Below are 13,820 nucleotides of genomic sequence, written 5' to 3'. Positions count from 1 at the left end.
GTGGCCGGGACGGCCGGGCCTCAGTACAGCAGATTGGTGAGCCGGCGCCGCGCCGCGATGACCCGCGGATCCTCAGCGCCCGCGATCTCGAAGTACTCCAGCAGCCGGGAGCGGACGGCGTCCTTGCCCGCGCTGCCGAGCTTCGGGAAGAGAGACAGCAGCCGATCGAACGCGTCCTCGAGGTGCCCGCCGGACACGTCGACGTCCGCCACGTCGAGCTGCGCCTGCACGTCGGTCGGCCGGGAGGCCGCGGCGGCGCGCACCTGGTCCAGCGTCTTCCCCCGCAGGCGGGCGAGGAGGCTGACCTGGGCCAGGCCGGCGACCGCCAACGCGTCGCGGGGATCCTGCGCGATCGCGGTCCTGTACGCCGCGATGGCCGCGTCGAGGTCGCCGCGCTCGATGGCGGCGTACGCCTCGGCGTGGTGCGGAGGGAGCGGCTCCTCCTCGACCTCGGCCTGCGGAGCAGGACCGCCGTCCGCGGTCGCCACCCCGTCGACGCCGTTCTGGGCGGCCAGGGCGAGGAGCTGATCGAAGACATCCCTGACCTGCGCCTCCGGCAGGGCCCCGACGAAGAGCGAGATCGGCCGCCCGCCGACGATCGCGGCGACGGTCGGGATCGACTGCGCCTGGAAGGCCTGGGCCAGCTGCGGGTTCGCGTCCACGTCGACCGTCACCAGGAGGAGACGCCCGCCGTACTCGGCGACCAGCTTCTCGAGGACCGGCGACAGCTGCTTGCAGGGCTGGCACCACTCGGCCCACAGGTCGATGACGACCGGCACCCGGCGCGACAGCTCGAGCACCTGGCCGAAATTCGCGTCGGTGCCCTCCAGCACGAGGCTGGGCACCGGCACCGACCCGGCGGGCGCCTCCTGCGGCGCCGCGCCCGGCGCCGATCCGCCTCCCGCGCCCGGGGCCGGGGCCTGCCGCCCGCGGTTCACGAGCGGAGAGAGGTCGATCGCTCCCCTGAGTCCTGCCTGCGGGATGCTCACGGTCACAGCTCCTTCACGCCGATGAGTGCCTGAGCGTAGCCGAGCAGCACGACCTTGCCGTCCTCGCTGCTCGGCGGGATGTAGAACAGCAGCTGATAGCCGTACGTCGACTCGACGCCCTTCACGGTCGAGGTCAGGCCCGACAGCGCCTTGACCTGGCCCTCGAGGTTCACGGTCGCGCCGTCCTCGACGGGCTTCGCCGTCTCGCGCTCGACGATGCTCGTGGCGGTGATCCCGCCGGAGTCGTTGCTGGCGAGCGTGAGCACCGGCCCGGAGCCGAGCGCGCTGCTGAACTCGAGCGAGGCGGTCGTCGGGAAGTTCGCCTTCTTGTTGTTCTTGTAGTCGACGCCGACCTGCGTCCGGAGCCCGTCCGGCTCGGCCTCGAAGTTCGCGGCGTACTGGCTCGCGTCACCGAGGGCGAGGATGTCGGCGTACTGCGCGGCGAGCTGGTCCGGCTGCACGGTGAGCAGCTTGATGTCGTTCGGGAGGAGGGGGGCGCCCACGCTCGGCGGCGCGACCGCCGGGAACGGCACGTTCGCCTGCAGCGTCACCTGGTAGTTGACGAGGTAGTTGTCCCGCGGCCCCTCCTGCACGAGGACGAGCGCGATGGGAGCGACGGCGGGGTCGTCGCCGCCGACGACGGCGAGCACCGTGCGCGGCCAGGTGTCGGTGGCCTGCGGCAGGTCGAGCGTGACCGGCGACGCCGGGATCGGGACCGGGGCGGCGATCGCCGCGTCCGCTCCCCGCATGATGTAGTTCGCCCGCCGCTCCTCGAGCGCGGGCCCGGCCAGGCGGGTCGCCGCGAGGTCGGCGTTGCGGTCGGTGTCCGCCTGGGTCACCGTCTCGGACACGTTCTGGATGATGCGCCGCAGCTGTCCCTCGGTCACCGCGACGGGCTGCACCTCTTCGGCAGGTGCGGCGCTGGCCGTGGTCGAGGGGACGGGGGCCGGCGCGCTCTCGAACAGGTCCTCGACCGCGGAGCAGCCGGACAGCAGGAGGGCGGCGACGATCCCGCCCGAGGCGAGCGCGGTGCGGCGGGCTGCTCGCCGGCCCTTCGCCGTGGTCTCGGGCTCGAGGACGGGAGCGCGGAGAGCGCGCGGACGCGGAGCGGCCGGCAGCTTGGGCGCCCGCGGCGGCGACTTCCGGCGCGGGCCGCGGGTGCGGCGCATGTGCACCAGACCCCAGATGTAGAGGCCCAGGCCGACCAGCAGGAGGACGCCCCCGCCGATGATCAGGGGTCCCGCCCACGGCGTCGAGTGCGAGAGCGGCCAGCTCAGGCTGATGCTCGCCGGAGCGGGCGCGGTGCCGTCCGACGCGACGAGGATCGAGACGTCATCGGGGACGTTCATCGTCCAGGAGAGCGTCCCCTCGCCGGTCCGCTCCTCGAGCCAGAGGTCGGATCCAGCGGGATTCGGGGCCGCCGCCTCGGCAGCCGGCGTCTCGGCCTGAGTTCCGCCCTCGGCGGGCGTCTCCCCCTCGGCGGGCGCCTCGCCCTCCGCGGGCTCCTCGGCGGGCTCGGGCTCGACGAGCCGGGCGGACAGCTCGTCCGTCTCGGCGTCGTACCTCAGGGACGTGTACGGCTCATCGCCCAGCCAGGCGGTGATGTCCGAGGTGCGGGCGTAGGCCGCCCAGACGGTCTCCCCGCCCGAGATCTCGACGCGCTGCTGACCTGGGTTGCTCGCCAGCACGCTGCCGGGGATGACGGTGAAGGCCGCCTCCTCCTCGGCCGTGGACACGGACGCCGTAAGGCGATCGGGCGGCGCCAGCCACGTCCGCTGCGCGATCCCGAAGACGATCATTGCTGCGGCCACGACGAAGGCGACGATGGCGGACACGAACCGCACGAGCATCACTCCTTCCGGGACTGCCGTACGCGTCAGTGCTCCGGACCGAACGGGACCCCGTTCATCGTAGGTCTGCGGAGGGGCGAGCGCGCCGGAGACGCACCCGGCGCTCGCGGCGTTTCGCCTGGACGGCAGAAAAATCCGGGCAAGCGTAGCCAGCAACCCTGAACGTTCGCCTCAGGCTCCCCGCCGGCGGACCCGGCCGGGTGCCCGACCGGCCCGGGAACCGCGGTCTATGCTGGCCACGGTCGACGGCGCCCCCGCGCCAACGACCCCGAAGACTAGGAGTGACCGTGGCCACCGACGACGCACAGTTCAGCCAGGCGATGCGCGGCTACAACCGTGACGAGGTCGACAAGGCGCTCAAGGACCTGCGCCGGGAGCTGATGGCGGCGAACGCGGCCAACACGGAGGCACAGAAGGAGATCAAGCGCCTGACGGCGCAGGTCGAGGAGCTCGCATCCGAGCTCGACGAGGTCGGCAGCCCCACCTATTCGGGCCTCGGGCACCGCCTGGAGAACACCCTCCGCGTGGCGGAGGAGCAGGCCACCCGCCTCATCGCGCAGGCGGACATCGATGCGGAGCGACTCCGCACGGGCGTGCAGGCGGACATCGACCGCCTGAAGCTCGAGGCCGCCGAGTTCGCGGAGCGCACTCTCGCCGACGCTCGCACGCGCGCCGCCGAGATCCTCGAGTCGGCCCGGGCCGAGGCCGACGACATGACGATGAACGCGCACGACGCCGCCGAGCAGGCCCTGCTCGACGCCTCCCGCGAGGCGGCGGCGATCCGCGGCAGCGTCGCGACCGAGGCAGCCGAGACCCGCGGCACCGTCAAGCGGGAGGCTGCGGCCATCCGCGCGACGGCGGAGCGCGAGGCGGCGGAGGTGCGGGTCGTCGCCGATCGCGAGACCGCGGCCGCCCGGGAGGAGGCCGCCCGGCTCGCCCGCGACTCCGAGCTGGCACGGAGCGCCCTGCTCCGAGAGCTCGAGGAGGCGCGCTCGGACGCCGACCGCGACCTGCAGCGCGAGCGCGGCGAGCACGACCGCGAGCTCGCCGCGGAGCGCGAGGACCTCGAGCGCGAGGCCGCCACGGCCAGGGCCTCGCTCGCCCGCGAGGTCGAGCTGGCCCGGGCCGAGCTCGCCACCGAGATCGCGGACGCCCGCGCCGCCGTCGAGGCGGAGGTGGCCGCAGCCCGAGCCGAGTCGACCCGGCGGGCCGAGCGGGAGCGCGCGGCGCTCGCCGCCGAGATCGAGCAGGGCCGCGCCGAGTTCGCGGCCGAGCAGGCCGCGCAGCGCGACCAGCTGGCGCATGACGTCGCCGAGGCGCGCGCCGAGGTGGCCCGTGAGACGGAGCAGGCCCGCCTCGACCTCGACATCGAGCTGACGGCACGGCGCGACGAGGCCGAGCAGGAGTACCTGCTCCGCCACCAGGAGGCGGTCTCGCAGACGCAGAAGTACCTGGACGAGGCCAACCTCCAGCTCGCGGACGCGGTCCGGCGCGCCGGCGACAAGCGGCTCGAGGCCGACACCCTCGAGATCGCCATGGAGCGGGACGGCCGGGCCCGGCGCGAGGAGGCGGCCGCCGCCGCGGCCGAGCTCATCCAGGACGCCGAGGACCGCGCCGCCGCGATCCTCGCGGAGGCGGAGCAGCGGGCGCGGGCGCTGATCGACGACGCCGAGGAGCGCCTCGAGGCGATCCGCCACGAGCGCGACGAGGTCGCCGCCTACTTCGAGGGTCTGCGCGGCGTGCTCCAGCACGCCGAGCAGGTGAGCACGGACAGCTGAGCGGACGCGCGTGAGGATCCAGAATCCCTTCCGGGTCGGCCTGCTGGCCGGACTCGGCGTCATCCTGGCCGTGACCATCGGGTCGATGGTGGCTCAGCTGTCCACCGTCCTCACCTACGTCGGCGCGGCGATCTTCCTGGCCCTCGGGCTCGACCCGCTCGTGTCGTTCCTCGAGCGGCGGGGTCTCCCGCGCTGGGCGTCCCTGCTCGTGACCCTCATCGTCGTCCTCGGCAGCGTCACCGGCATCATGTTCGCGATCGTGCCCGCGATCGTCCGGCAGGCGAGCTCCCTGGTGCAGTCGATCATCGACTACACCAGCGGCGTCACCTTCGAGGACTTCATCGCGACGGTGCAGGGGTACGTCGGCGACGGCATCAACGTCGAGGAGATCGCCGACGGCATCACCGCGTACCTGCAGGAGAACTTCGACACGATCACGACCGAGGTCCTCGCCGCGGGGCTCGGCATCGCGAGCGGACTGTTCGGCGCGCTCATCATCCTCATCCTGACCCTCTACTTCACGGCGTCGCTCGACACGTTCAAGGCCGCGATCTACCAGCTCGTCCCGGCCACGAAGCGGGCCCGCTTCGCGGACCTCGCGGACCAGGTGACCACCGCGGTCGGCCGATACGTGATCGGCCAGGTGGCGCTGGCGCTCTGCAACGGCGTTCTGACGTTCGTCTTCCTGTCGATCATCGGTGCGGAGCTGCCGGTCGTCTTCGCGTTCATCGCGTTCCTCGGCTCGCTCGTCCCCTTCGTCGGCACCATCTCGGCATCGATCCTGATCCTGCTGGGCCAGGTGCTGCTGATGCCGGACGCTCTGCCGGCCTGGATCACCGTCGCGGTGTACTACCTCGTCTACATGCAGGTCGAGGCCTACGTCCTCAGCCCGAACATCATGCGCCGGGCCGTGAAGGTGCCGGGCGTGATCGTGGTCATCGCGGCCCTCGTCGGCGGAACCCTGCTCGGGATCCTCGGAGCGCTCATCGCCATCCCGGTCGCCGCATCGATCCTGCTCATCATCAAGCAGGTCTTCATTCCGCGACAGAACGAGCTGTAGGTCTCCTCAGGCGGAGGCGAGCGGGCCGTCCCACCGCGTCGGCAGCGGGTGGGCGGCGGGATTGACCCGGCGGACGATCTCGTCCAGCACGATGCGCGTGTAGTTCTCGCCCACCCACAGGTGCTTCGCGCCGTCGACCGCGACCACCTCGACGTTCGGCGCGACCGCGAACTTCTGCCGGGCCTCCTCCGGGCGGAGGAAGTCGTCGAACTCGGGCACCAGCGCGGCGACCGGCCGGGAGTCGCCGGACCAGGCGCGCACCTCGTCGATGCTCGTGCGGTGCAGCGGCGGCGACAGCAGGATCACGCCCGAGCAGGGATGCTCGCGGCCCCACTTCAGCGCCACCTCGGTGCCGAAGGACCAGCCGAGCAGCCACGGCGACGGCAGCCCCCGCTCGGTGACGAAGGCCATCGCCGCCGCGAGATCGGCCCGCTCGTGCACGCCGTCGCCGAACTCGCCGTCGCTCGTCCCGCGTGGCGAGGTCGTGCCGCGGGTGTTGAAGCGGAGCACCGCGAGGTCGGCAAGGGCGGGAAGCCGGGCCGCGGCCTTGCGGAGGATGTGGGAGTCCATGAAGCCGCCCGCGGTCGGCAGGGGATGGAGCGTCACCAGCGTCGCGACGGGGTCGGCCCGTTCGGGCAGGGCGAGCTCGCCGACGAGCGTGAGCCCGTCCTCGGTGGTGAGGGTGACGTCCTCACGGCGGGCGGGCAGCTCGACGCCCCCGCGGATCTCGACGCTCATGCCACCCTCCAGCAGTGCGTGTGCCAGTGCCGGCGGTCGGCGAGGTCGTTCAGCTCGCCGAGGACGCCGTCCGCGCGCCAGACCACGACGTGCGCGACCCCGGCGTCGATCGCGTTCCCGCATCCGGGACACCGGTAGTCCTTCACGGCGCGCGCCTCGCTGATCGGCTGCACCGTGTAGCTCGCGCCCCGGCGCGTCTCCGTCCGCCGCCATCCGCTGAGCAGCCGCGAGAGGTCCTCGTCGGGCTCCTCATCCCGCCGCGCGCCCCGGGGTCGGTTGCTGCGCGGCACGGAACGATTCTAGAGAACCGGGCCGGCGCTCCGGCTCAGTACCAGCCGCGGTCGACCGAGCTCTGCCAGGCGCCGCAGGGCGTGCCGTAGCGGCCCGAGATGTAGCCGAGGCCCCAGGTGATCTGCGTCGCGGCGTTCGTCTGCCAGTCCGCCCCGGCGGTCGCCATCTTGTTCCCGGGCAGGGCCTGCGGGATGCCGTACGCGCCGCTCGAGGGGTTCATGGCGTTGACGCGCCAGCCGGACTCCTTGTTCCAGAGAGCCACGAGGCAGTCGAACTGCTCAGAGCCCCACCCGCGTGCCGCCACCATGTCGGCGGCGATCGCCTTGGCGCTGCCGGGATCCGCGACCGCGACCGGGACCGAGTAGTCCGAGCCGCCCGACGAGCGGGCGGGAGCCTCGGGCTCCGGCTCTGGGGGCGGGGGCGGCGGAGGCTTCGGCTTCTCCGTGACCGTGTAGTTGTCGCGGGTGATCGTGGCCGGCTCGTACGACACGTCCGTCTCCGCAGCGAGCAGCTGGGCCGCCCGCTCGGAGAGGCGGGGGGCCGCTCCCTGGTAGTAGGGCGAGGCGACCGCGCCGCCCGAGGGATCCATGATCTGGACCAGCAGCAGACCGAAGACGGTCATGAAGCCGAAGAGCGAGAGCGCGATCCGGCCGTGCATGGGAGCCTTGCGGATGGGCGTCTCCGAGGGTCGCCGGACGACCGGGCCGGGCGCCCGGAGAGCGAGCGCCGTACTCGTATGCTTACCCACGATTCAGCAAGGGTAGCAAACGGGGCGCGCCGGGCCGCGGAATGTGCGCGTCCGCGAGCCGCTCACCGGACAGCCAGCATGACGTCGATCACCGCATCGAGCAGCAGGTCGACCTGCCACTCGGCGTATCCGCGGCGGACGGAGCGGAAGGCGACGGTGCGCACCTCGTCCACCCCCATCGGCACGCCCTCCTTGAAGTACCGCTGGAGGCGGGCGCAGAAGCGGTCGACCTCGGCGACGTCGTAGCCCAGCGAGAACCGCCCGGCACGGTCGAAGCGCTGCCCCTCCGGGCGCGTCAGCCGCCCCTGGATCTCGGCCGCGGCGGCCCGGGCGTGCCCGAACCACTCCTTCTCCCCCACCGTCCGCACCGCGTGGTCGCGCTCACGGAGGGCGAACGCGTCCTCGAGCCGCTCGAGCGCCGCGTCGACGTGGACCGTCGAGTAGCCGCCCCGCTCCATCGCGAAGGCCGTGCGGCGGATGGTGCGGGCATCGAGGCCGGCATACGTGCCGGGAGGAGCGTCGTACGCCCGGCGCGCCAGCGCGAGGAACTCGTCGACGTCCTCCGCCCGGTAGCCGAGCTTCGAGCGCCGGCTCCGGGGGAAGGTGTTCGCCATGGTCCTCATTGTGGCGAAAGCGGAAGCGCGAGGCGGGGAGGCTCAGCCGACGAGGAGGAAGAGCGCGTAGGCCGCGGCCGCGGAGGGCAGGATCGAGTCGAGCCGGTCCAGGAACCCGCCATGACCCGGGAGCCACGAGCTGATGTCCTTGATCTCGAGGTCGCGCTTGATCATCGACTCGGCGAGGTCGCCCGCGGTCGCCGTCACCGCCAGGACGGCGCCGAACAGCAGCCCGAACGTCCAGTGCTGATCGAGCATGAGGACGGCGACGAGCACACCGGCGATGAGCGCGGCGAGGACGCTGCCGGCGAAGCCCTCCCAGGTCTTCTTCGGGCTGATTCGCGGGGCCATCGGGTGCTTGCCGAACGCGACGCCGGAGGCGTAGGCGCCGACGTCCGTCGCCACCACCACGATGATGAACCCGAGGGTCCACCACTGGCCCCCGTCCTCGGCGGTCAGCACGACCGCGTAGCTGCCGAGCAGGGTGACGTAGAGCTGGATGAACGCGCCGGCGCCGAGGTCACGGCGGAGGTCGTCGGCGCTCCGGGATCCGCGTCCGGCGACGGCCTCGACGAGCCGCCAAGCCGACACGAACAGCACGGCGCCGATGATCCCGACCCACTGCCCGAGGCCCGGGAAGAAGTAGGAGGCGGGCAGCATCGCCGCGGCGGCCAGGACGGACGCGACCCGCGGCACGTCCCGTCCGGACAGCCGAAGGGCGCCGGCCAGCTCGACGACCGCGAAGGCGATCATCGTGCCCGCGAGCAGCATGAAGAGCTCTTTGACGAGCACCAGGCTCAGGATGAGGACCGCGCCGAGGAGCAGCCCGATCCCGACCGCGAAGAGCAGGTTGCGGCCGGTCCGCGCGTTGATGCGCTCCTGGGTCTCCTCGAAGTGCTCGACCGCGGCGCGCACCTGGCCCTGGAGCTCGTTCCGGCGCTGGTCGACCTGCGCCCTGATCCCGGGCCGGGACCGCGGGCGGCGCCCCGGGCCGGAACCGTTCCCCGCCGTCACGGCGTGTCCCTCGCCGGCCCCTACACCTCGAGGAGCTCGGCTTCCTTCCGCTTCAGCGCCTCGTCGATCTGGTCGACGTGGGTCTTCGTGAGCTGCTCGAGCTCCTTCTCACCGCGGCTCAGGTCGTCGTCGCCGACCTCGCCCTTGAGCGAGTCCAGGTCGTCCTTCGCCCGCCGGCGGATGTTCCGGATGGACACCTTCGCGTCCTCGCCCTTGCCGCGCGCGATCTTCACGAACTCCTTGCGGCGGTCCTCGGTGAGCTCCGGGAGCACGACGCGGATGATGTTGCCGTCGTTCGAGGGGTTCGCGCCGAGGTTCGGCATCGAGGCGATGGCCTTCTCGATCTCCTTCAGGGCGCTCTTGTCGTAGGGCGTCACGATCAGGACGCGCGCCTCGGGCGTCTGGAGCGACGCGAGCTGGGCCAGCGGCGTCGGCGATCCGTAGTAGTCGACGAGGATCCGCTGGAACAGCGCGGGGTTCACCCGCCCGGTCCGGACCGTGGACAGATCGTCCTTGGCGACCTCGACGGCCTTCTTCATCCGCTCGGTGGCATCGGCCAGGACATCCGCGATCACGGCGCACTCCTTCGTTGTCGGCCCGCCCATTCTAGGCGGGGAGGGGGGTCGTGCCGGGGGCGCGGCGTCAGGCGTGGACGAGCGTGCCGATCGGCACCTCGCCGCGGATCGCGCTCACCACGTTGCCGGGCCCGTCGATGCCGAACACCACCATGTCGATGCCGTTGTCCATGCAGAGGCTGAAGGCGGTGGAGTCGACCACCTTGAGCCCGTTGATGAGGGCGTCCTGGTACGTGACGGTGTCGAGCTTGACCGCGTGGTCGTGCAGGCGCGGGTCGGCGGAGTAGACCCCGTCCACGCCGTTCTTCGCGAGCAGCACGACCTGGGCCCGCACCTCGAGGGCGCGCTGGGCTGCCACGGTGTCGGTCGAGAAGTAGGGCAGCCCGGCGCCGGCCCCGAAGATGACGACGCGGCCCTTCTCCATGTGCCGGATGGCGCGGCGGGGGATGTACGGCTCGGCGACCTGGGTCATCGAGATCGCGGACTGGACCCGCGTCTCGGCGCCGGCCTGCTCGAGGAAGTCCTGAAGGGCGAGCGCGTTCATCATCGTGCCCAGCATGCCCATGTAGTCGGCGCGGCTGCGCTCCATGCCCTCCTGCTGGAGCTGGGCTCCGCGGAAGAAGTTGCCGCCGCCCACCACGATCGCGATCTCGACGGTCTTCGAGGCCTCGGCGATCTCCCGAGCCAGCGAGCTGACGACGACGGGATCGACGCCGAGCGCCCCGTTGCCGAAGGCCTCACCGGAGAGCTTGAGAAGTACCCGTCGTCGGTCGTTCGTCGTCATGCTTCGCGAATCCCCTCCCAGGCGTGCCGCATCTAGATTAGTGCCCGCCGCATGTACCGGCGGAGAGGGGGCTTCCCATGGAGATCACCGGGCCGCCCGCCGGACCCGTTCGCGTGCCTCCCCTGGCGCGCCGGCTGGCGACCGGAGCGGCCCTCGACGCGGTGTGGGAGAACGAGGTCGGCGGCATCACGTTCCGCGTCGGCGACGACCGCTACCTCAAGTGGACGCCCGCGGGTGCGCCGATCGACCTCACTGCGGAGCGGGACCGGCTGCTCTGGGCGGCGCCGCACACGCCCGTGCCCCGCCCGCTCGCGCTGGAGGCCGACGAGGACGGGTCCTGCCTCGTGACCGAGGCGGTCCGCGGCAGGAGCGCCGTGGACGACCGCTGGCTGGCGGATCCGGAGACCGCCGTCCGCGCGATCGGCCGGGGCCTGCGGGCGCTCCACGACGCGCTGCCGGTCGAGAGCTGCCCGTTCGACTTCTCGGTGCCTGAGCGACTGGAGCGGGCACGGTCCGCGGGACTGTCGCCCGATCCGGCGCTGGAGGAGGCGCCTCCGATCGACCGCCTCGTGGTGTGCCACGGCGACGCGTGCGCTCCCAACACGCTCCTGGACGACAGCGGCGAGTGGACGGCGCACGTCGACCTCGGGCGCCTCGGAGTCGCCGACCGGTGGGCGGACCTCGCCGTCGCGACCTGGAGCACCGAGTGGAACTACGGCGCGGACTGGACGGACCTGCTGCTGGAGGCGTACGGCGCCGCACGGGACGAGGAGCGCATCGCGTACTACCGAGCCGTCTGGGACGCGACCTAGCGGTCGCCTCCCTCCCCCGGCCCCGGCCCAGTGCAGCCCGTCCTCATGCGGCCGCTCCCCCGACCAGCAGCCACACCACGGCCGTCAGGAGGAAGCCGGCGACTCCGAGGATGGTGGTGAGCACCGTCCAGGTGCGCAGGCCATCGGCGACGCTCAGACCGAGATAGCGCGTCACGACCCAGAACCCGGAGTCGTTGACGTGCGAGAGGCCCAGCGCGCCGAACGCGATCGCGAGGGCGATCACCACGATCTGCATCGGGCTGAAGCCACCCGAGGTGACCGCTTCCGTGAGGAGGCCCGCCGTGGTGAGGATCGCGACGGTCGCCGATCCCTGTGCCGCCCGCAGGGCGAGCGACACGAGGAAGGCGAGCAGGATGATCGGCAGACCGGTCCCCAGCAGAGTGTCGGCGAGGGCGCGACCGATTCCGGACTCGGTGAGGATTCGGGCGAACGCCCCACCGGCGCCGGTCACGAGGATGACCACGGCGGCGGGCGGCAGCGCGGAGTCGAACACGTCCGACATGTGCTCGCTGCTCCAGCCGCGCCGGATCCCGAGGAAGAAGCCGGCGAGCAGCACGGTCACCAGCAGCGCGAAGACCGGCGCGCCGACGAAGCCGAGGATGTCGCGCGCCGGGTTCCCCGCGGGCAGCACCGTCGCCCCGGTGGTGCCCAGCCCGATCATGACGAGCGGAGTGATGATCAGCGTCAGGATCATCGCGGCCGACGGCGGCGCGGGTGTTTCGGCGTCCGTGTCCGTCCGGGTCGTCCCGGCGGAGATGTCGACATCGCTGCTGCCGGAGGAGACGTCGGCGATGCTGCCGCCCACGATGTCGGCGGTGCCAGCACCGGAGGCGATGGGAGCGGTGCCGCTGTCGCGCGGTGCGGAGCCGGCCGCGCCCGAAGCGGAGCCGGCGGCGGCCGAAGCGGCGCCGGCTCGGCCGGACGACTCGAACATCGCCCGCGTGGCGGCGAGCATCGGGTAGTCCTTGCGGTTCATCCACTTGGACACGAAGTGCGACAGGACCCCGAGGGGGATGGCGATCGCGATGCCGAGGAGCGTGAGCATCCCGATGTCGGCGCCCAGCAGCGCCGCACCGCCGACGATCCCCGGGTGCGGCGGGACCGCGACGTGCACGGCCAGCATGATGCCCGCGATCGGAAGCCCGAACTTGACGGGGTCGAGGCCGGCGGCACGACTGAAGCCGTAGACGATCGGGACGAGGATGATGAACCCGACGTCGAAGAAGACCGGGATCGCGAGCACGAGAGCGGCGGCCGTCAGGGCGCCGGAGACGCGGCGGGGACCGAGCAGCTTCGTGAAGCGGCCGGCGAGGCTCGAGGCGCCTCCGGAGAGCTCGATGATGCGGCCGAGCATCGATCCGAGGGCCACGAGGATCGCCACGGATCCGAGCGTCCCGCCCATGCCGGCGATGATGGCGGGGATGATGCCCAGCCTCTCCGGGGTGTCCTCGGTCGCAGGGATGGTGGCGAGCGGGATGCCCGCCGCCAGGCCCACGAGGACGCTGGTGATCAGCAGCGCGAGGAACGCGTTGACCTTGAAGCGCACGATGAGCAGGAGCAGCAGGAGGATTCCCGCGATCCCGATCGCGAGCAGGACGGGCACCGGCATGACTGTCTCCTTCGACGCGGGGGTTGGCTGGGTCAGCTGTTGCGGCGCTGCGGCGCGATCACGCGGATCACCGCGGAGTCGTCTCGTTCGCCGAGACCCTGCGCCTCGCCGATGAGGAAGAGCCCCTCCGCCGCGGCGGCGACCGGGGTGGCGAGATGGTGGGCCCGCGCAGCCTTGTTCACGATGCCCATGTCCTTCACGAAGATGTCCAGGCGGCTCAGCACCTCCGCGCCCTCGGGGTCGTAGGCCTGGAGGGCGCGGGGTCCCCGGTTCATCAGCATGAAGGACGCGGCGGCACCGGCCCCGAGAGCCTCGAGGGTCCGGTCGGTGTCGAGGCCCAGCGCATCCGCGAGAGCGAGCGCCTCGGCCGCGGCGGCGATGTGCACGCCGCACAGCAGCTGGTTGACCGTCTTCAGCGCTTGACCGTCGCCGGGACGATCGCCCACGACGGTGAGGGTCGAGGCCAGCCGGTCGAGGATCGGCTGCGCCTTCGCCAGCGCCTCGGGCGTCGCTCCCACGACGATCAGCAGGTCGCCCGCCCCCGCCCGGGCCGGGCCGCCGCTGAGCGGGGCGTCGACGAGGTCCACCCCGAGCTCGCCGAGTCTCGAGACCACCCCGGCGAGCCCATCCGTGCCGACGGTGCTGGTGAGGATCACGATCGCTCCTGCTCCGAGGCTCGGCGCGATCCCGGAGTCGCCGAAGAGGACGTCCTCGAGCTGGGCGGAATCGCGGACGGCGAGCAGCACGGCGTCCGACCCGTCCGTGGCCTCGGCCGCCGAGTCGCACCGGACGATGCCCGCGTCGGCGGCGAGGTCGAGCCGCGCCGGATTGATGTCGAAGCCGCGGACGGGGAACTCGCCGGCGAGGCGGGTGGCCATCGGGAGCCCCATGGCTCCGAGACCGAGGACGGCGATGGTGGGCGTGCTCATACGTATGC

The 13,820-nt window shown here is 72.3% G+C and carries 14 protein-coding genes; 3 read left to right on the top strand and 11 right to left on the bottom strand.

Annotated features, from left to right (window positions below):
* Positions 1–20: 20 nt before the first annotated feature.
* Together J3P30_RS09935 and J3P30_RS09930 are read right to left on the bottom strand one after the other, a co-directional pair.
* Positions 21–989 carry a tetratricopeptide repeat protein gene (locus tag J3P30_RS09935; protein WP_374058551.1) on the bottom strand — a complete coding sequence of 323 codons (969 nt, stop codon included), beginning with the start codon at positions 987–989 and terminating at the stop codon, positions 21–23.
* 2 nt (positions 990–991) lie between these two features.
* Positions 992–2,833 (bottom strand): hypothetical protein, encoded by a 1,842-nt coding sequence (locus J3P30_RS09930; RefSeq protein WP_210480873.1) that lies wholly within the window; start codon positions 2,831–2,833, stop codon positions 992–994.
* A 293-nt stretch (positions 2,834–3,126) separates the two neighbouring features.
* Here J3P30_RS09930 and J3P30_RS09925 point away from each other — a divergent pair, with 293 nt between their 5' ends.
* Complete coding sequence (locus tag J3P30_RS09925) at positions 3,127–4,617, top strand: DivIVA domain-containing protein (RefSeq protein ID WP_210480872.1); 1,491 nt, start codon at positions 3,127–3,129, stop codon at positions 4,615–4,617.
* A gap of 10 nt (positions 4,618–4,627) precedes the next feature.
* A complete protein-coding gene (locus J3P30_RS09920) occupies positions 4,628–5,677 on the top strand; it encodes an AI-2E family transporter (RefSeq protein ID WP_210480871.1) in 1,050 nt (349 codons plus the stop codon).
* 6 nt (positions 5,678–5,683) lie between these two features.
* Here the strand turns inward: J3P30_RS09920 and J3P30_RS09915 are convergent, their stop codons facing one another.
* The 7 genes from J3P30_RS09915 to pyrH all read right to left on the bottom strand — a co-directional run bounded on the left by J3P30_RS09915 (position 5,684) and on the right by pyrH (position 10,441).
* On the bottom strand, positions 5,684–6,415 hold the full coding sequence (locus J3P30_RS09915; protein ID WP_210480870.1) for an alpha/beta hydrolase: 732 nt from the start codon (positions 6,413–6,415) through the stop codon (positions 5,684–5,686).
* On the bottom strand, positions 6,412–6,705 hold the full coding sequence (locus J3P30_RS09910; protein ID WP_210480869.1) for a hypothetical protein: 294 nt from the start codon (positions 6,703–6,705) through the stop codon (positions 6,412–6,414). Before J3P30_RS09910 ends, J3P30_RS09915 begins: the two co-directional genes overlap by 4 nt.
* A 35-nt stretch (positions 6,706–6,740) precedes the next feature.
* Positions 6,741–7,454, bottom strand: a complete 714-nt coding sequence (locus J3P30_RS15195) for a lytic transglycosylase domain-containing protein (RefSeq protein WP_307807464.1) — start codon at positions 7,452–7,454, stop codon at positions 6,741–6,743.
* A 62-nt stretch (positions 7,455–7,516) separates the two neighbouring features.
* A complete protein-coding gene (locus tag J3P30_RS09900) occupies positions 7,517–8,068 on the bottom strand; it encodes a DivIVA domain-containing protein (RefSeq protein WP_210480868.1) in 552 nt (183 codons plus the stop codon).
* A gap of 42 nt (positions 8,069–8,110) precedes the next feature.
* Positions 8,111–9,082: a phosphatidate cytidylyltransferase gene (locus tag J3P30_RS09895; RefSeq protein WP_307807463.1), complete on the bottom strand. Its 972-nt coding sequence runs from the start codon at positions 9,080–9,082 to the stop codon at positions 8,111–8,113.
* Positions 9,083–9,102: 20 nt separating this feature from the next.
* Complete coding sequence (gene frr, locus J3P30_RS09890) at positions 9,103–9,657, bottom strand: ribosome recycling factor (protein WP_210480867.1); 555 nt, start codon at positions 9,655–9,657, stop codon at positions 9,103–9,105.
* Between the two features lie 67 nt (positions 9,658–9,724).
* Complete coding sequence (pyrH, locus tag J3P30_RS09885; protein ID WP_210480866.1) at positions 9,725–10,441, bottom strand: UMP kinase; 717 nt, start codon at positions 10,439–10,441, stop codon at positions 9,725–9,727.
* 77 nt (positions 10,442–10,518) lie between these two features.
* Here pyrH and J3P30_RS09880 point away from each other — a divergent pair, with 77 nt between their 5' ends.
* Positions 10,519–11,253, top strand: coding sequence for an aminoglycoside 3'-phosphotransferase (locus J3P30_RS09880; protein ID WP_210480865.1), 735 nt, complete (start codon positions 10,519–10,521; stop codon positions 11,251–11,253).
* 43 nt (positions 11,254–11,296) lie between these two features.
* Here J3P30_RS09880 and J3P30_RS09875 read toward each other — a convergent pair whose 3' ends face one another.
* Both J3P30_RS09875 and J3P30_RS09870 read right to left on the bottom strand, forming a co-directional pair.
* Positions 11,297–12,883, bottom strand: a complete 1,587-nt coding sequence (locus J3P30_RS09875; RefSeq protein WP_210480864.1) for an SLC13 family permease — start codon at positions 12,881–12,883, stop codon at positions 11,297–11,299.
* Between the two features lie 32 nt (positions 12,884–12,915).
* Positions 12,916–13,812 (bottom strand): NAD(P)-dependent oxidoreductase, encoded by an 897-nt coding sequence (locus tag J3P30_RS09870; RefSeq protein WP_210480863.1) that lies wholly within the window; start codon positions 13,810–13,812, stop codon positions 12,916–12,918.
* Positions 13,813–13,820 lie beyond the last annotated feature (8 nt).

Origin of the sequence: Naasia sp. SYSU D00948 (genome assembly GCF_017916515.1) — a bacterium.
Taxonomy (GTDB): Bacteria; Actinomycetota; Actinomycetes; order Actinomycetales; family Microbacteriaceae; genus Naasia.
This window is presented reverse-complemented; position numbering and strand designations above follow the sequence as displayed.

Coding starts and splice junctions, on each gene's coding strand:
- J3P30_RS09915 (WP_210480870.1), bottom strand. CDS start 6,415: ATGAGCGTCGAGATCCGCGGGGGCGTCGAGCTGCCCGCCCGCCGTGAG.
- J3P30_RS09900 (WP_210480868.1), bottom strand. CDS start 8,068: ATGGCGAACACCTTCCCCCGGAGCCGGCGCTCGAAGCTCGGCTACCGG.
- pyrH (WP_210480866.1), bottom strand. CDS start 10,441: ATGACGACGAACGACCGACGACGGGTACTTCTCAAGCTCTCCGGTGAG.
- J3P30_RS09880 (WP_210480865.1), top strand. CDS start 10,519: ATGGAGATCACCGGGCCGCCCGCCGGACCCGTTCGCGTGCCTCCCCTG.
- J3P30_RS09875 (WP_210480864.1), bottom strand. CDS start 12,883: ATGCCGGTGCCCGTCCTGCTCGCGATCGGGATCGCGGGAATCCTCCTG.
- J3P30_RS09870 (WP_210480863.1), bottom strand. CDS start 13,812: ATGAGCACGCCCACCATCGCCGTCCTCGGTCTCGGAGCCATGGGGCTC.